This window comes from Cobetia sp. LC6, from assembly GCF_030264805.1.
In the GTDB taxonomy this organism is placed as follows: domain Bacteria; phylum Pseudomonadota; class Gammaproteobacteria; order Pseudomonadales; family Halomonadaceae; genus Cobetia.
In genome coordinates, this window is record NZ_JASSPL010000006.1 from 210,933 (window position 1) to 229,392 (window position 18,460).

An 18,460-nucleotide genomic window follows, 5' to 3' on the forward strand; every position below is an offset into this window, starting at 1 on the left:
ATCGCCACAACGCAAATGGCCTCGGGCATTTTGCCCGAGGCCATTGTAGCGTCTGTCGCCATCACTGACAGTCATTGCTGACGGCGCTTGCTGACAGCTCTTGCGAAAAGTGCGGCGACGGCGCCCATCACGCGCCTGACGATCTGCACAAGCATGACAGAGGGTCAGTCCAGATCGGCCAGCAGCTCGTCATCGACTTCGCTGACTTCCAGCGGTGCCTCGTCGTCCAGGTCGACCGCCAGATAGCTGTGCTCGACGGTCAGGAAGCGCTCGAAGAGTGCCTTGTCCATCGGCTCCGGCCAATGGCGGGTGTCTTCTTCCCAGGCGCGCAGCTCGCTCTCCAGCACGTCCAGCCAGCGCTCGGAGACGAAGCCGTCCAGCGCCTCACGCGTGTCCATCTCGGGAATCAGGTAGACGGTGCTCTCCTGATTGACATCCTCCAGCGCCAGATCCTCACCTCCCTCGCCTTCGGATTCCAGCGAGTTGATCCAGTCGACAAACGCCTGGGTCGGCTTGACGCTCAGGGCGGAACGGTTAAGCAGCTTCATTCTGCACTCTCCAGGACATTCAGGGACAATTCCGAGACAGGACACACCGTGGATGGCAGCGCCGCTCAGAAAGCAGGCACGCGATGCGGGTGAGCCTCGAGGCGTCCAGCGCGTCACCCTGGCAGTGCCAGGGCGCCAGCAGACCGGACGCCGACCATTATGGCCGCTCGCGGGCAACAAAGCCAAGCGCCACCTTGCCTCATCGGCCCCGATCATGCCCCGCGAGGCACTCGTCGTCAGTCATTCGTGTGAGCCAGAGACCACAACGCCCCCGATCAGGGATCGGAGGCGTTGTGGGTGCCACCAGCGTGGCCCATCACGATGGCGCATCACGCCGACACATCATGAGGGGCTGGCGGCCTGCTGCTCAGCCCTGCTGCGGACGCATGGCCGGGAACAGCAGCACGTCGCGGATGGAGGCGCTGTCGGTCAGCAGCATCACCAGACGGTCGATGCCGATGCCTTCACCGGCGGTCGGCGGCATGCCGTATTCCAGCGCGCGTACGTAGTCGGCGTCATAGAACATGGCTTCGTCATCACCGGCGTCCTTCTCGGCCACCTGGGCCTGGAAGCGTTCGGCCTGGTCTTCGGCGTCGTTGAGCTCCGAGAAGCCATTGGCGATCTCGCGGCCACCGACGAAGAACTCGAAGCGATCGGTCACGTGCGGGTTGGCATCGTTGCGGCGCGCCAGCGGGCTGACTTCGGCCGGATATTCGGTGATGAAGGTCGGCTGGTCGAGACGGTGCTCGGCGACGGCTTCGAAGATCTCGGTCTCGAGCTTGCCCAGACCCCAGATCGGCTTGACCTGGATACCGAGACGCTCCGCCGTGGCGCGGGCGGCGTCGTAATCTGCCAGGTCAGCTTCGGTGATGCCATCGCCGTACTTGATGATCGACTCGCGCATGGTCATCTGGATGAACGGCTGGCTCAGGTCGTACTCGCTGCCCTGACAGGTGATCTGCGTGGTGCCGAGCACTTCCTGGGCGGCAGTGCGGATCATGTCTTCGGTGAGCGCGATCAGGTCACGGTAGTCCGCGTAGGCCCAGTAGAACTCGAGCATGGTGAACTCGGGGTTGTGACGCGTCGACAGCCCTTCGTTGCGGAAGTTGCGGTTGATCTCGAACACGCGCTCGAAGCCACCCACCACCAGACGCTTGAGGTACAGCTCCGGCGCGATGCGCAGGTACATTTCCATGTCCAGCGCATTGTGGTGCGTGATGAACGGACGTGCGGTCGCGCCACCCGGGATCTGCTGCAGCATCGGCGTCTCGACTTCCATGAAGCCGCGATCGCTGAGGAAGCGACGGATGGAGGCGACGATGCCGGCACGCAGCGCGAAGGTACGGCGTGACTGCTCGTTCATGATCAGGTCGACATAACGCTGGCGGTAGCGCATTTCCTGATCGGACAGACCGTGGAACTTGTCCGGCAGCGGACGCAGGTTCTTGGTCATCAGCTGGGCGCTTTCGATCATGACGTACAGATCGCCCTTGCCGGATTTGTGCACCGGGCCACTGGCACCGACGATGTCACCGATATCCCAGCTCTTGATGTCCTCGAGCAGCGCTTCCGGCAGGCCCTTCTTGTCGACGTAGAGCTGAATCTGGCCGGAGACTTCCTGCAGCACGATGAAGGGGCCACGTTTGCGCATGATACGCCCGGCGACGGCGGCCTTGCGGTCCAGCGTCTCCAGCTCGGCCTTGTCCTTCTCGCCCAGCTCTTCCATCAGGTCAGCGGCGAGGCTGTCACGACGGAAATCATTCGGGAAGGCACTCTTGCCTTCGGCGGCGGCCTGCTCGCGGCGGGCGTTCAGCTTGGCGCGACGTTCGGCGATCAGACGGTTCTCTTCCTGAGCCTGTTCGGCGGCCTGCTGCTCATCAATGGCGGGGGTCTGCTCTGTCGACATGGAGGGGCCTGTCTCGTGTCAAAGGGTCATGGCCTGGGCCACGACAGATCATGATCAGCCTGACGGTAGTGACCATCAGTGCTGACCGCGATACGGGGATTCGTGGCCTCCGCCGGCGATACCGACGGAGGCGAATAGGCGCTGGGCCGCGAGGGTACTCGCGCTCAGAGCCCCATCTTGAGGCTGGCGACGATGAAGTCATCGAGGTCGCCGTCGAGCACCTTGTCACAGTTGCTCGACTGGACGCTGGTCCGCAGGTCCTTGATGCGCTGGTCATCGAGGACGTAGGAGCGGATCTGGCTGCCCCAGCCGATATCGGACTTGGAGTCCTCGAGTTCCTGCTTGGCAGCGTTGCGCTTCTGCATCTCGGCTTCGTAGATACGCGCCTTAAGCATCTTCATGGCGCGGTCACGGTTGGAATGCTGGCTACGCTCGGTCTGGCAGGCCGCCACGATGCCTGTCGGCACGTGGGTGATACGTACCGCGGAGTCGGTGGTGTTGACGTGCTGACCACCGGCGCCGGAGGAGCGGTAGGTATCGGTGCGCAGGTCGGCCGGGTTGATGTCGATCTCGATGTTGTCATCGATTTCCGGCGACACGAACACGGACGCGAACGAGGTGTGACGACGGCCGCCGGAGTCGAAGGGACTCTTGCGGACCAGACGGTGCACGCCAAGCTCGGTGCGCAGCCAACCGAAGGCGTAATCACCCTCGACGTGGATGGTCGCGGACTTGATGCCGGCGACTTCACCGGCGCTCGCCTCGACGATCTCGGTCTTGAAACCGTGATGCTCGGCCCAGCGCAGGTACATGCGCAGCAACATGTTGCCCCAATCCTGCGCTTCGGTACCGCCGGAGCCTGCCTGGATGTCGAGGTAGGCGTTGTTGGCGTCCATCTCACCCGAGAACATGCGGCGGAACTCGAGCTTCTCGAGACTGGCCTTGAGCTGGTCCAGCTCGCGGACGACTTCGTCCACGGTGCCTTCGTCCTCTTCCTCGACCGCCATTTCCAGCAGATCGGAGCAGTCGGACAGACCGTTGCTCATGTCGTCGAGGGTCTTGACGATCAGCTCCAGCGACGCACGCTCCTTGCCGAGCTTCTGCGCGTAGTCCGGGTCATTCCAGACATCCGGATTCTCGAGCTCGCGAGTGACTTCCTCTAGCCGATCCTGCTTTTCGGCATAGTCAAAGGTACCCCCTCAGGACTTCTGCCCTTTCGGACAGGTCCTTGATGAGGTTGGTGATCGGATTGATCTCTTGCATGGTCGTCCTGTCTTGAGGCGATGATGCGTGAATGGGTGCGCGGCGATCCTGTCGCAAGCGACGGGCTCCGCTACATGCCACCCGGAGGTGCATGTGCAGATCGACAGCGCGCAAAGCCCGATATTGTAGCCATTTCTCGGCCTGCCGACCATGCCCGGCCCATCATCCGTGGCCAGCTGGCCAGCGACGGTTCTCGGCTGCCAGACATGCCGCCCATCAGCGGGCAGGCGACGAATACGACCAAAGTCATTCAAACGTCCGTCAGCCTCGAATGGCCCGATTTTCCGCGCCTTGCATGACGTTTATCGAATGCATGCATAAGCCATCCATTTTTTAACATGGACAGCGGGCAGGAAAAGATTCGATGGTAGAAGGCGACACTGGTGTCACCCCTAACAACAATAGCGAGCCTCCCTATCATGGCACGACTGCACTCCCCCTCTCACACCCCCGCACTGCCCAGACGCTTCGCGCTCAAACGCCTGGCAGGTTCTCTGCTGCTGGCCGGGGGCATCGTCGCCTCCCAGGGCATCATGGCCGACACGCTCAAGCTGGCGATCATGGGCGAACCGGCCTCGCTGGACCCGCAGCAGATTTCCGGCACCTGGGAAAATGACGTGGTGGGCGACCTCTTCGAGGGGCTGGTCACTGAAGCCGCCGATGGCGAGCGCATCCCCGGTGCGGCCGAGTCATGGCAGATTTCCGACGATGGCAAGACCTACACCTTCACGCTACGCGAGGACGGCAAGTGGTCAGACGGTGAGCCAGTGACCGCCGAGGACTTCGTGTACGCGCTCAAGCGCATCATGACGCCGGAAAATGCCTCGGATTACGCCTACATCCTGTATCCGATCAAGAATGCCAAGGCCATCAACAGCGGCGAGGCCGAGCCGGACACCCTCGGCGTGCGTGCCGTGGATGATCACACCCTCGAGATCACCCTCGAGCGTCCGACGCCCTACTTCCTGGATCAGCTGTCGCACTACACCGCCTATCCGCTGCCGAAACATGTGGTGGAGAAGTACGGCAAGGACTGGACCGACCCCGGCAAGATGGTTTCCAACGGTGCCTTCGAGCTGAGCGAGTGGCAGCCGCAGACCCGCATCGTCGCGCTCAAGAATCCTGAGTTCCACGATGCCAGAGAGGTCGCGCTGGATGAGGTGATCTACTACCCCATCGAGGAGCGCAACAGCGCCCTGAAGCGCTTCCGCGCCGGCGAGATCGACATCGCGCGCGAATTCCCGACCCAGCAATACGGCTGGCTGAAGGACAACCTGCCGGACGCCACCCACGTCGCGCCCTACCTGGGCATCTACTACTACGTGCTCAACTCGCGCGATGGCCATGCCACGGCAGACCCGCGCGTGCGTGAGGCGCTCAACCTCTCCATCCGCCGCAACATCATCACCGACAAGATCCTCGGCACCGGCGAAGTGCCGGCCTACAGCTTCGTGCCCAACGGCGTGAACCATTACGACATCCAGGAAATGGCCTTCAAGGACATGTCGATGGATGAGCGCATGCAGAAGGCCAGGTCCCTGATGGAAGACGCCGGCTATGGCCCGGACAACCCGCTGGAGCTGACCTTGCGCTACAACACCAGCGAAGACCACAAGAAGGTGGCCATCGCCGCCGCCGCGATGTGGAAGCCGCTGGGCGTGAAGGTCAATCTGCTGAACGCCGAAGTCGCGGTGCACTACGAGGACATGCGCCAGGGCAAGTTCGATGTCGGCCGCGCCGGCTGGATCGGCGACTACAACGACGCCCAGAACTTCCTCAACCTGCTGGAAAGCGGCGTGCCCAACAACTACGGCGCCTATTCCAACAGTGCGCTGGATGACGACATGCAAGAGGCTGCCAATACGCTCGATATGGAGGATCGCGAGGCACTGATGCAGGACGCCGAGCGCAAGGCGCTGGATGACTACGCAGTGCTGCCGATCTACTACTACGTGTCGCGCAATCTGGTGAACCCCAAGCTCAGAGGCTGGCAGGACAACATCGAGGATACCCACCGCTCGCGCTGGGTCTCGTTCTCCGAGTGAGGCAAGCCCTGTGAGCCTCTGACCTGGTTCGCGGTTCTCTAGATCGTCATGGGTCCACGCTCGTGTCCGGCAGGGCAGGAGCGTGGCATCTGCCAAGGATGGCACCAGAAGATGACGTCGCGCCCCACGGGCGTGACAAGGAGTTCATGCATGTCCCCCACCTCACCGATGCAATGCGCGGCAAGCCTCAGCGCAGGCCTGCTGCTGTCCGCTCTTTCTCTCTCCTTCGGCGCTTCCGCCAGTGCCATGGCCGCACAATCCACAAGCCCTGCAAGCCAAGGCGAACAGATCCTGCGTATCGCCAATGGCGCCGAGCCGGCGTCGCTGGACCCGCAGCAGACCAGCGGCACCTGGGAGACACGCATAACGCGTGATCTGTTCGAGCCGCTGATCGCCTACTCCGCCGACGGCGAGCTGATTCCCGGGCTGGCAGAGCGCTGGGAGTCGTCCGCCGATGGGCTGAGATGGACCTTTCATCTGCGCGAGGGGCTCGAGTGGTCAGACGGCACGCCGTTGACCGCCCAGGATGCCGTCTTCGCGCTGCGCCGCCTGCTGACACCCGCCACCGCGGCCCACAACGCCACGCTCTACTACCCGATCGTCAATGCTCGCGCGGTGAATACCGGCGCGCTGGCACCGGAGCAACTCGGCGTGACCGCGCCCGATGCGCAGACGCTCACCATCACGCTCAGTCATCCCTCGGCGACGCTGGCGCAGACGCTGGCGATGAGCGAAGCCGCCCCGCTGCCACGCCATGTGATCGCGGCCAAGGGCGCTGACTGGACGCGGCCGGCCAACATGGTCACCTCGGGTGCCTTCGTGCTCAACGAATGGGCGCCACAGTCGCATATCACACTGTCACCCAATGCTCGCTATCACGCGGCAGACACGGTCGCGCTCGATGAGGTGGACTACCTGCCTATCGAGGAGAGTCATGCCGCGCTCAATCGCTTTCGCGCCGGCGAAGTCGAGATCGCCTACGGCGTGCCCGCCAGCCACTACGCCTGGATTCAGGACAATCTGGCCGCTGCCCTGCACACCTACCCGATCCTCGGCGAGTACTTCTATGTCTTCAATCTGCGCGAGGGCTCACCCGTGGCCGACCAGCGCATTCGTCGCGCGCTGAATCTGGCCACGCGCCGTGAGGTGATTACCGAGCGCATTCTCGGCATGGGCCAGATTCCCTCCTGGCACTTCGTGCCGAAGGCATTGAGTGAACATCAGGGCGCGCGCTTCGACTTCGCTGACTGGTCGATGGACCGGAGGATGGCGAAGGCCCGCGAACTGATGGCCGACGCGGGCTACGGCCCGGAAACCCCGCTTGAGCTGACCCTGCGCTACAACACCCTGGAAGACCACAAGAAGATCGCCGTGGCCCTCGGGGCGATGTGGAAACCGCTGGGCGTGAAGGTGACGCTGACCAACACCGAGGCCGCGGTGCATTACCGCGATCTGGCGCTGGGCGATTTCGAAGTCGGGCGTTACGGCATGATCGCCACCATCGCCGATGCATACGACTTCCTGAACGCCTTCAGCAGCGACAACACCTCCAACGCGCCCGGGCTCAGCTCGCCGACCTACGATGCGCTGATCGAGACGGCGGCGCGTGAAGGAGACATTGGCACCCGCCAGCGCCAGCTCCATGACGCCGAGCAGTATCTGCTCGACCACGATGTGGTGCTGCCGCTCTACGACTATGTCACCTCCAGTCTTGTCGACCCCGCCATCAGCGGCTGGGCGCCCAATGCGCTGGACGTGCACCCGAGTCGCTATCTGCAGATCGATACCTCGCGCTGACAGACGACAGTCACCAATAACAACGACACACCCGGGCAGCGGCCCGGACGGAGCACTGGATGCTGAGCTACACCCTCAAACGGTTGCTGCAGGCGATTCCCACCCTGCTGATCGTGATCACCCTATCGTTCTTCCTGATGCGGGTCGCTCCGGGCGGCCCCTTCGATGGCGAGCGCCGTCTCCCCCCGGAAATCGAGCATAACCTGCGCGCGGCCTATCACCTGGATGAGCCATTGCCGATGCAGTATCTGCGCTATCTGGGTGATCTGGTGCAGGGCGATCTCGGCCCGTCCTTCAAGTACAAGGACTTCGATGTCAGCGAGCTGATCAGCCAGGGCTTCCCGGCCAGCCTGGAACTGGGCATGTGGGCGATTCTGGCCGCGCTGCTGATCGGGGTGCCGCTGGGGGTGATCGCGGCCATCCGGCGCAACTCGACGGCAGATTATGTGGTGATGAGTACTGCGCTGGCGGGGATCGCGGTGCCCAACTTCGTGATCGCCCCGCTGCTGGCGCTGGTGTTCGGCGTGCTGCTTGGCTGGCTGCCGGCCGGCGGCTGGAACGGCGGCGCCTGGCAGAACCTGCTGCTGCCGGTGGTGGCGCTCTCCATCCAGCAGATCGCCTACATCGCCCGCATGATGCGCGCCAGCATGATCGAGGTGCTCGGCAGTCACTACATCCGCACCGCCCGCGCCAAGGGCCTGAGCGAGTGGAAGGTGATTCTGCGCCATGCATTGCGACCGGCGATGCTGCCGGTGGTCTCGTACCTCGGCCCGGCCATCGCCGGCATCATCACCGGCTCGGTGGTGATCGAGCAGATCTTCGGCATTCCCGGCATCGGGCGCTATTTCGTGCAGGGGGCGCTCAATCGTGACTACACCCTGGTGATGGGCACGGTGGTCTTCTATGGCGCCTTGATCCTGCTGCTCAACCTGATCGTCGATCTGCTCTACAGCATGCTCGACCCGCAGATCCGCTACGACGACTGACCCGAGGCCCTGACATGTCACTGACAACTCCCGCCCCCCACGGCACCGGCGGTGCCAGTGCCTTCGACGGCCAGCCCCCTGCCGCGCCGGCAGGCGACAGCCTGACCCGCGACGCCTGGCGTCGCCTCAAGCAGAATCGCGCCGCCATGTGCAGCCTGGTGGTGATGGCCATCATCGTGCTGGCCTGCCTGATCGGCCCGTGGCTGACGCCCTTCGAACTCGATGAAGTCGACTGGAACGCCATCGGCACCGGCCCGGACCTGGCCTCCGGCCACGTCTTCGGCACCGACGTCAACGGCCGCGACCTGCTGACCCGCACCCTGCATGGCGGCCAGATCTCGCTGTCGGTGGCGCTGGTCGCCACCTTCGTCAGTCTGGTGATCGGCGTGCTCTACGGCGCCGTCTCCGGCTACTTCGGCGGACGCACCGACAACCTGATGATGCGCTTCGTCGACATCATGTATTCGCTGCCATTCATGTTCCTGGTGATCCTGCTGATGGTGGTGTTCGGTCGCAACATCTTCCTGATCTACGCCGCCATCGGTGCGGTGGAGTGGCTGGACATGTCGCGCATCGTGCGCGGCCAGGTGCTGGCGCTCAAGAAGCGCGAATTCGTCGAGGCGGCGCATGCGCTGGGGGTGCGCGACCTGCAGGTGGTCACCCGCCACCTGATCCCCAATGCGCTGGGCCCGGTGATCGTCTACGTCACGCTGACGGTGCCCAAGGTAATTCTGCTGGAAAGCTTCCTGTCGTTCCTCGGTCTCGGCGTGCAGGAACCGCTGACCTCGTGGGGCGTGTTGATCTCCGAAGGCAAGGACATGATGGAGACCGCGCCCTGGATGCTGCTGGTGCCCTCGGCCTTCCTCGCCGCGACCCTGTTCTGCCTCAACTTCCTCGGCGATGGGCTGCGTGATGCCCTCGACCCCAAGACTCGCTGAACCGGAGCGCTGATCATGACTTCTTCACCCTCTACCTCCGGCACCTCCTCCAGCCTGCCGCCAGCACGCAACGCCGCCGACCAGGCGCGCGCCGACACCCTGACTCGCCTGGGCCTGGCCGCCGAGGCGCCGGGCACGCCGCCGCTGATGGAGGTCGATGATCTCAAGGTCGACTTCCAGCTGCCGGACGGCGCGGTACCCGCCGTCAAGGGCGTCAGCTTCACCCTCAACAAGGGCGAGACGCTGGCGCTGGTCGGCGAGTCCGGCTCCGGCAAGTCGGTCACGTCCACCGCCATCCTGCGCCTGCTGCCGGAACTCGCCGAGATAAAGGGCGCCATCCGCCTGCGCGGCGAAGACCTGCTGAGTGCCTCGACGCGGCGTATGCGCGAGCTGCGCGGCAACCGCATCGCCACCGTCTTCCAGGAGCCGATGACCTCGCTCAATCCGCTGCACCGCATCGGACGCCAGATCATCGAGGTACTGGCGCTGCATCGTGACCTCAAGGGTCGCGCGGCTCGCCACAAGGCGCTGGAACTGCTTGAGCAGGTCGGCATTCCGGAGCCGGCGCGACGTATCGACAGCTATCCCCACGAGCTGTCCGGTGGCCAGCGTCAGCGCGTGATGATCGCCATCGCGCTGGCCTGCGAGCCGGACCTGCTGATCGCCGATGAACCGACTACCGCACTGGATGTCACGGTGCAGGCGCAGATCCTGCGGCTGCTCAAGTCGCTGCAGCAGCGCTACGGCATGGCGATCCTGTTCATCACCCACGACCTGAGCATCGTGCGCCACTTCGCGGACCGCGTCTGCGTGATGCGTCACGGCGAGCTGCTGGAAACCGGCGCCACCCACGACGTCTTCGAGCGCCCGCAGCACGCCTACACCCGCATGTTGATCGATGCCGAACCGGCCGGCGAGAAGGCCCCGGTGGCCGCGGATGCACCAGTGCTGCTGTCGGCGCGCGATGTGCGTGTCAGCTTCACCATCAAGCGTCCGCTGCTCGGCCCCAAGGTCGCCTTCGAGGCGGTGCGCGGCATCGATCTCGAGGTCCGACGCGGCCAGACCATCGGCATCGTCGGCGAGTCCGGCTCCGGCAAGTCGACGCTGGGGCGTGCCCTGCTGCGCCTGCTCAAGAGCCAGGGCCAGATCAGCTTCGATGGCGCCGATATCATGCCGCTGGACAAGTCAGGCATGCGCCCCTTGCGCTCGCGCATGCAGGTCGTCTTCCAGGACCCCTTCGGCTCCCTGTCGCCCCGCCTGACCGTGGGCGAGATCATCAGCGAAGGTCTGCGCGTGCATCACCCTGAGCTCAATCGCGCCCAGCGCGATGCCCGGGTCTGCGACGCCCTGAGCGAGGTCAGCCTCGACCCCGGCATGCGCAATCGCTATCCGCATGAGTTCTCCGGCGGCCAGCGCCAGCGCATCGCCATCGCGCGCGCCCTGGTGCTCAAGCCGGAATTCCTGCTGCTGGACGAGCCGACCTCGGCGCTGGACCGCTCGGTGCAGGTCACGGTGATCGACCTGCTGCGCGACCTGCAGGCGCGCCACGGCCTGACCTATCTGTTCATCAGCCATGACCTGGCGGTCGTGCGTGCGCTGTCAGACCACCTCATCGTGATGAAGGAGGGCGAGGTGGTGGAAAGCGGCAGTACCCACGCCATCTTCGAGGCGCCCCGGGAGCGTTATACGCGTGAATTGATGCAGGCCGCCTTCGCCCCGGACCTGGGCCAGACGCACCACTGACACCCTGAAAAGACGACATGCCTGATGGGCGCTGCGGCGCCCATCAAGCCCCCACTTTGCCTGGGAAAAGGCGCAGGGCCTCATTACTGCCTGCCTGAAGGGTGGCGATGAGCACCCGGCCTCGCCCCGGGCAAGGGCAGCCGGGTCGATCACGCGGATCGACATTGGCTGCCAACCGGGTGCTTGCACCCGACCGAGGCCGGAGCAGGACGCTCCGGCATGACCCACGCCGATGGAAAGACATGCACAGGATGACGATGCAACCTACAACAACAGCCAGCATCCCCCTTCACACTCACTCACGACTGCGTCACGCGATTGGCGCAGCCCTGCTCGGCACGGGACTGCTGAGCATGAGCCCCATGGCCCAGGCCATCGAGGTCTACAAGACGGATACCGACCGCGTCGAGTTCAGTGGCCGCTTGGCGGCGTTTGCGGTGATCCAGGATGGCGCACACGACGAGATCTACAACGGCGGCTCACGGGTGCGCCTGATCCACGAGCATCAGTTCGAGCAGGGCTGGAGCTCCATCATCCGCGCCGAATGGGGCTTCGATCCCTGGTTCAAGGACGGCACCGATGCTCACTACAAGCGCATGATCTACGCCGGAGCGGCCCACGAGAAATGGGGCAGCTTCACAGTCGGCAAGCAGTATGGCCCCTGGTACGACATGGTGGCCGTCAACACCGACTGGTTCTGGATCAATGGTGGCGAGGCGTCAGGGACATTCGAAGGCCGCAGCGGTGATGGTGGCCTGCATGGCACGGGGCGGCCGGACAACTCGCTGTACTGGAAGAAAGGCTTCGACGACGTCACTGTCGGCCTGCTCTACCAGCTCGGCCATAACGGCCAGCACAGCAACGAGGCCTCACTCTTCGAGGATGGCGTCTTCACCACCGAGACCGAGTACTCGGGGTATGAGCGTGACTACAGCTATGAAGCCGCGCTCAACTGGCACCCGAACGAGGACTTCACGGTAGGCGGGGTCTTCCACCATACGGAGCTGAGCGACTACGAGAGCGGCAACAGCGAGAACGGCGATATCGATGCCTGGCTGCTCGGTGGTCACTGGTCGCCGGGCAACTGGTACATCGCCCTCGTCGGCGGGGAATATCGCAATCACATCGCCGGCAGCACCCTGGACTCCTCGGAAAGCTTCGTCGACAAGGCGCGCGGCGCGGAATTCGTGGTCAACTACAAGTTCAAGGAGGTCATCTGGGGTGATGACAGTGTCGAGCTCTATGGCGGCCTGAACCACCTGGAAGACGCCGACAGCGAAGCACGCTACGCCTATCAGATTCTGGGCGCAGCCTGGCGTGTCAAGGACCTGACGCTGGCCACCGAGTATCGCTTCGACAACAGCCGCCAGTCAGACGGAAGCGAGTACAGCGCCGACCGCGACCAGTTGATGTTCCTGGCGCGTTACGACTTCTGATCGTCATGTCAGACGCTGGTGACGGTTCGCCAATGCTCGCGCTGAGGCGATAGTTCCGCCCTTGCCTGATGAACCCGGCAGGACGACAAGAAAACGCCCGGTCATATGACCGGGCGTTCTTTGTATCGATTGTCCCGAGATCAGCTCAGCGTTTCAGCCGCTTACGTACTCAGAAGCGATAGGTCGCGCCGAGACCGAAGCCATGCGCTTCATTCTCATAATCGGCTTCATAGGTACCACGGTTGGGCTCGCTCAGGCTGACGGTGGCCGTCTCTTCCCACAGGTAGGTGTAGGCCATGTCGATGGTCAGCTCCGGCATCGGCGTCCAGCCGGCCCCCAGCGAGAAGATGGTGCGATCCCCGGACGGGATACGCGCGCTGCGATGCTCATCCACGGTCGGGCTGTCATCGAAGGCCATGCCGGTGCGCAGCACCCACTGCGGATTGAGCTGATAGCTCAGACCCACCGCATACTGCCAGCTGTCCTCGTAGCCCTGCTCCTCGACGATGTCGCTCATGTTGTCGACTTCCACCGCGATCTCGTCAAAGCGGCTCCAGTGCACCCAGGTCACGCCTGCCATCAGCGTCCAGCGATCATCCAGCTTGTGCGTCACGGAGAAGTCGATGCTTTCCGGCAGGGTCACATCCAGCGACGCATCCTGCTCGGTATTAACGAAGCCCGTGCCAGTGAAGACATTGTTGTACTTGGCCTCGCCTTCCAGGCTGTAATCCACCTTGGAGCGATAGGACAGACCGAGGCGGGTACTTTCCACCGGCTGGAAGATGACCCCGACGTTATAGCCCCAGGCGGCATCGTCGCCCTTGATCTTGACCTTGCCATCGCCTGCGCCGACATCGAGAGTATTTGACGTCAGCTCACCCTTGATGCTGTTGTAGGTCACACCGGCACCGATGGCCCACTTGTCATTGATGCGGTAGGAGATGGTCGGCTGGGCGGTGACCACCTCGACTTCACTGTAATTGGCGAAATAACGGCCGCGGAAATCAGAACCATAATCGGTGATCACGCCAAAGGGTGCGTAGACCCCGAAGCCCAGTGCTACCCGATCATTCATCGGCTGCACGTAATAGAAGGAAGGCACTGCCGCCCCCGGCACCATGTCGCCGTCATCTCCGCCAGAGACTGGCCGACCGAGTGCATCATTCGCGCTGGCGACATCAATATCGGTATTGACGTCAAGATAGGTCACACCGCCGGTGATCTGGGCACGATCCAGGAAGGACATGCCGGCGGGGTTGCCGAACACGGTGGAGGCATCATTGGCATTCGAGGCGCGCCCGGCGAAGGAGGTGCCCTGGGTACTGACACTCTGCTCGTTCAGCTGGAAGGCCCCCGCGTGAACGCCACCGGCATAAGCCGTGGCTACCGTTGCCAGAGCGACCCCGAGGGTGAGTTTGTTCATCTTGTTTTTCATTATGGATGGCGTCCCATTGCAGGTGGCTGGAGAGCCGCATGTTGTTGTTATCATTCGTTGATGCATAGCTCTGTCATCTACGTTTTGGGCGAGTCGTGCGTTCAAGTCAAGGGCGAACGTTTGTTTGAATAGGGAGGTTTCTAGTATTCAGGGAACTTTCATTCATGCCTGCACTGTCACGTGCTGCTAAGCCCATGACCTGACGACGATTTAGTGCCTTGTCGCCAGCGTTTAAAACACGACAGCCCCCTCTTCTCCCCCCTCTAGCCTATTGGTCGAACATCAGATTTTTCGTATGTATCGGCTCGCTTGACCTATGTGCAACACATAAGTCTTACACTGATGATCAGTCACGGAACATTGGCTGCCGACAGACCTACAGGGCAGCCGAATGCGCTCTCCGCCACTCTCGATCACCAGGAGATGATGCAATGAAAGTCGCCGAACTGGCCCGCGCGGGGGGCGTCACCGCCGAAACCGTTCGCCATTACACGCGCCAGGGGCTGATCACGGCCCGACGTGATCCCGTCAACAACTATCAGCGCTTTGATGAGCAGGCGCTGGTACGCCTCAAATTCATCAGTCAGGCACGCCAGCTGGGCTTCAGCCTTGCCGACATCAAACAGATTCTCGAGCAGGCGGATCAGCACGACTCGCCGTGCCCACTGGTTCGTGACCTGCTGCGGCAGCACCTGCCGAGAGTGCGCGAGCGAATTCGTGAGCTGGAAGCCCTGGCAGGGCGCATGGAGCATGCGCTGGATTGCTGGCAGGACCTGCCGGATGGCGTGCCGGACGGCAACAGCGTGTGCTGTCTTATCGAAGGCTTTCCACAGGACGTGCCCGACACCGCTTCCACTTCTCAACATCGCGACGGGGGGCAGTCATGATGACCCCGTCACTTCCCGAGACGCGACTTATGCAGGCACCAGGCGTCCATTGTCAGGGCTGTGTCAGCAGGATTCGTCGTGCCTTGCAGGCGCAGGACCCGCAGGCCGAGTTGCTCGGCGCGCCTGACGCGGAGCTGTTGCTGATGCAAAGCCAGCTATCATCCACGGCACTGCAGGAAGTCGCGGAAGACTGCGGCTACCCCCTCAAGGAGAAAGCCCTGCCGGAACGCGCCCATCACGATCTGTCGGTGTACGGCATGCACTGCCAGAAGTGCGTCGCCAGATTGCGCGAGGCCATCCAGCACTGGGATGAGGCTGCAAAAGTCAGTGGTACGCCAGAAGAAGACATTCTCGACGTGGACACCTGTCTGCCGCGCGGACTGCTCGAGAGCATCATCCTCGAGACGGATTATTCGCTTGAGGCCCCCGCCGAGGAGGATGAAGCTCAAGTCGCGTCGGCTGCTGATACCCCGGCCGTTGCAAACAAGGCAGCGACTGCGAGCCAGCCAGCCGATAGCGCAAGCACCGAGTTCTCACTGTCCGGCGTCACCTGCGCCAGCTGCGTGGCGACGATCCAGAAGGCACTGGATGGCCTGGACGGTGTGGAGCAGGCGCAGGTCAATTTCGCCTCACGCACCGCCCAGGTCACGAGCCGCCTCGCTACCGACGAGATCGTCTCTGCCATCGAAGGTGTCGGCTACGGGGCAAGCCTGGTGGAAGACGCGCAGGCCGGTGAGCAGCAACAGCAGGAAGACGCCGATCAGGAGTATCGCTCTCGTGTCCGCGACAGCGTGCTGTCGCTGGGCATCGGTGTCCCCCTGATGATCAGCATGTTCTTCCATCACCCCGGCTTCGAGGGGCTCGAGCGCGGGGTGTGGCTGGCGATCGGCGTCGCCGTGCTAGGCGTGCTCGCCACGGCAGGACGCAGCTTCTTCACCACCGCCTGGAAGGCCTTCACGCACCATCAGGCCAACATGGACACGCTGGTGGCGCTCGGTACCGGAGCGGCATGGATCTACTCCATGGGCGTGCTGCTGTTCCCCGACAGCGTGCCCGCGGCGGCGCGCGGACTCTACTTTGAAGCCTCGACCATGATCATCGGCTTGATCAGCCTGGGGCAGGCGCTGGAAGTCCGCGCCCGGGGCCGTACTCAGCAGGCGCTGCGCGCGCTACTTGATCTGCAGACTCGCACTGCCCGCGTGATCCGCGACGGTGAAGAGCACGAGATCGATATCAACGAGGTCCGCAGCGGGGACCAGGTGCGCATTCGCCCCGGTGAGCGCATTCCGGTGGACGGCAGGGTCATCGAGGGCCAGAGCCATATCGATGAATCGATGCTCAGCGGTGAACCGCTGCCCGTGTCACGCGGTATCGGCGATGAAGTAGCCGCCGGCACGCTCAATACGCGTGGCAGCCTGGTCTTCGAGGTCGAGCGCGTCGGTAGCGAGACGCGCCTGGGACGCATCATCAGCCAGGTGCGTCAGGCGCAGAATTCGCGCCCGCCGATTGGCCGGCTGGCTGACACCATCTCCGGCGTGTTCGTGCCCAGCGTGATGATCATCGCCATCGTCGCGGCGCTGGTGTGGTTCAATTTCGGGCCTGCGCCGACCGGCGTCCATATGTTGGTGGTCGCGACGGCGGTACTCGTCATCGCTTGCCCGTGTGCACTGGGTCTGGCGACGCCGATCTCGACCATGATCGGGGTAGGCAAGGCAGCGGAGCATGGCGTGCTGGTACGCAGTGGTGAGGCACTGCAGACCGCCAGTCGCTTGACCGCACTGGTGGTCGACAAGACCGGCACCCTGACGCGCGGCAAGCCGGAAGTCACCGAGGTCTCGCTCCTCGAAGGGGAAGACGAGGAAGCCGTGCTGGATGCAGCATATGCACTGGAGCGGGGCTCCGAGCACCCGCTGGCCGCGGCGCTGCTGGCACATATCGAAGCCAGACGCCCCGATGCCTCGCGCAGCAAGGCCTTCCATGACTACCAGACCATCAGCGGGCGCGGCATTCAGGCCCAGGACGATACAGGTCGCACCTGGCGCATGGGCAACGCTGCCATGCTGGAAGAGGCAGGCATCAGCCTTGCTCCCCTCAGCGAGCAGATCACGGCGCTGGAAGACAATGCGCGCACCTTGATTCTGATGGCTCGCGACGATGAATTGCTCGCCGTCTTCGGGCTGGCCGACCCGCTGCGTGACGATAGTCGCGATGCCATTGCTCGCCTGCATGCCATCGGCCTCAAGGTGATCATGCTGACCGGTGACAACCCTCACACGGCAGCGGCCGTGGCGCGCGAGACAGGTATCGATGATTACCGTGCTGGCGTCTCACCGGATGACAAGCACGATGAGATCGCGCGGCTGCAGCAGGAAGGTCATGTAGTGGGCATGGTCGGCGATGGCATCAATGATGCGCCGGCGCTGGCGCTGGCCGATGTCGGCTTCGCGATGGGCGAAGGTACTGACGTTGCCATCGAGACCGCCGGTATCACGTTGATGCATCCGTCGCTGGGCGGGGTCGCGGATGCGATCGCGATCAGCCAGGCCACCCTGCGCAACATCAAGCAGAACCTGGTGGGAGCCTTCGGCTACAACTTGATCGGCATCCCGATTGCCGCGGGCATCCTCTACCCCTTCACGGGCATGTTGCTGTCGCCGGTCATCGCGGGGCTGGCCATGTCCTTGTCATCGGTCACCGTCGTGACCAATGCCAATCGTCTGCGTCGATATACGCCCCCGAGCGCAGCTGGATCCGCAACGGGTAGCCCCGAGAATACCGCCACCACCTCACAAGGAGCGTCAGCATGATCTGCATGGCCATCAATCTGCTAGGACTCGGCCTGATTGCCGCCATTGTCTGGTGGTTCTGGCTCGCCAAGTCATGAAACACACTCCCAGCCTTGCTCTGTAGTCCTGTAGTTGCGCAAGGCGATCGCACAAAGGCAATCAGATTATCACCTCCAAGCCCTGTCACACGCTGTGTGGCAGGGCTTTTTTCGTGACCTCTTCCTGCCTAAAAGAGCACCAGACGGCTCTCGCAAGACTCGCAACGAGAGTGCTCATGGCATGCCGCCCGGCAACTCCGAGGCCTGGGCCCCCGGCAGCACACTGGAGGGAAAATAGCTGTCGCGAGTTCGTATGGATAGCTCCTGCACTGCCGAGTCTTGAGTTTTCCACAGCCGCTTTGCTCTACTTTACCCCGCGTGCCTCTTATTTATCCCGCTTGATCAAGGTGCCGTTAATGCAAAAACGCCCCTGCCACATCAGTGACAGGGGCGCTTCCTTTGGCCTTCTTTCTGCACAGCGGATCTGCTGACGTCTCTATGCATGCCTTTCCACACATGTCACACATGGCTTCTCCCACGCATGACCTTCGCGCCTATGATTTTTCCTGAGCACAAAGAGAACCGCCCCTGCAGCAAGGCTACAGGGGCGGTTCAGTATAAGTGCCTGACGATGACCTACTCTCACATGGAG

At 63.1% G+C, this 18,460-nt stretch carries 12 protein-coding genes; 8 read left to right on the forward strand and 4 right to left on the reverse strand.

What is annotated here, in order from left to right; translation table 11 throughout:
* Positions 1-164: 164 nt before the first annotated feature.
* The 3 genes from QQF40_RS09675 to prfB form a co-directional block, all read right to left on the reverse strand.
* Positions 165-548, reverse strand: coding sequence for a hypothetical protein (locus QQF40_RS09675; RefSeq protein WP_043336300.1), 384 nt, complete (start codon positions 546-548; stop codon positions 165-167).
* Positions 549-915: 367 nt separating this feature from the next.
* On the reverse strand, positions 916-2,454 hold the full coding sequence (gene lysS / locus QQF40_RS09680; protein ID WP_175089704.1) for a lysine--tRNA ligase: 1,539 nt from the start codon (positions 2,452-2,454) through the stop codon (positions 916-918).
* A 164-nt stretch (positions 2,455-2,618) separates the two neighbouring features.
* A protein-coding gene (gene prfB, locus QQF40_RS09685) for a peptide chain release factor 2 (protein ID WP_175089705.1) occupies positions 2,619-3,717 on the reverse strand; the annotation gives its coding sequence in 2 pieces (ribosomal slippage) (positions 2,619-3,641 and positions 3,643-3,717; 1,098 coding nt in all).
* Between the two features lie 419 nt (positions 3,718-4,136).
* Here prfB and QQF40_RS09690 point away from each other — a divergent pair.
* The 6 genes from QQF40_RS09690 to QQF40_RS09715 all read left to right on the forward strand — a co-directional run bounded on the left by QQF40_RS09690 (position 4,137) and on the right by QQF40_RS09715 (position 12,662).
* Entirely contained in the window at positions 4,137-5,762 is a 1,626-nt protein-coding gene (locus QQF40_RS09690) for a peptide ABC transporter substrate-binding protein (RefSeq protein WP_285461173.1), read from the forward strand.
* Positions 5,763-5,912: 150 nt separating this feature from the next.
* Complete coding sequence (locus QQF40_RS09695) at positions 5,913-7,559, forward strand: peptide ABC transporter substrate-binding protein (protein ID WP_285461174.1); 1,647 nt, start codon at positions 5,913-5,915, stop codon at positions 7,557-7,559.
* Between the two features lie 59 nt (positions 7,560-7,618).
* Entirely contained in the window at positions 7,619-8,545 is a 927-nt protein-coding gene (gene oppB / locus QQF40_RS09700; protein WP_285461175.1) for an oligopeptide ABC transporter permease OppB, read from the forward strand.
* A gap of 14 nt (positions 8,546-8,559) precedes the next feature.
* Positions 8,560-9,483 carry an ABC transporter permease gene (locus QQF40_RS09705; protein ID WP_285461176.1) on the forward strand — a complete coding sequence of 308 codons (924 nt, stop codon included), beginning with the start codon at positions 8,560-8,562 and terminating at the stop codon, positions 9,481-9,483.
* A 147-nt stretch (positions 9,484-9,630) separates the two neighbouring features.
* Entirely contained in the window at positions 9,631-11,226 is a 1,596-nt protein-coding gene (locus QQF40_RS09710) for an ABC transporter ATP-binding protein (RefSeq protein WP_285461184.1), read from the forward strand.
* A gap of 353 nt (positions 11,227-11,579) precedes the next feature.
* Positions 11,580-12,662 carry a porin gene (locus QQF40_RS09715; protein WP_285461177.1) on the forward strand — a complete coding sequence of 361 codons (1,083 nt, stop codon included), beginning with the start codon at positions 11,580-11,582 and terminating at the stop codon, positions 12,660-12,662.
* A gap of 169 nt (positions 12,663-12,831) precedes the next feature.
* Here QQF40_RS09715 and QQF40_RS09720 read toward each other — a convergent pair whose 3' ends face one another.
* The gene (locus QQF40_RS09720; protein WP_254627089.1) at positions 12,832-14,085 is read right to left on the reverse strand and encodes an OmpP1/FadL family transporter; all 1,254 of its coding nucleotides are present in this window, start codon (positions 14,083-14,085) and stop codon (positions 12,832-12,834) included.
* A gap of 443 nt (positions 14,086-14,528) precedes the next feature.
* Between QQF40_RS09720 and QQF40_RS09725 the strand changes: the two genes are divergently transcribed.
* On the forward strand, positions 14,529-14,984 hold the full coding sequence (locus QQF40_RS09725) for a MerR family DNA-binding protein (protein WP_285461178.1): 456 nt from the start codon (positions 14,529-14,531) through the stop codon (positions 14,982-14,984).
* 257 nt (positions 14,985-15,241) lie between these two features.
* Positions 15,242-17,791: a heavy metal translocating P-type ATPase gene (locus QQF40_RS09730; RefSeq protein ID WP_285461185.1), complete on the forward strand. Its 2,550-nt coding sequence runs from the start codon at positions 15,242-15,244 to the stop codon at positions 17,789-17,791.
* Positions 17,792-18,460 lie beyond the last annotated feature (669 nt).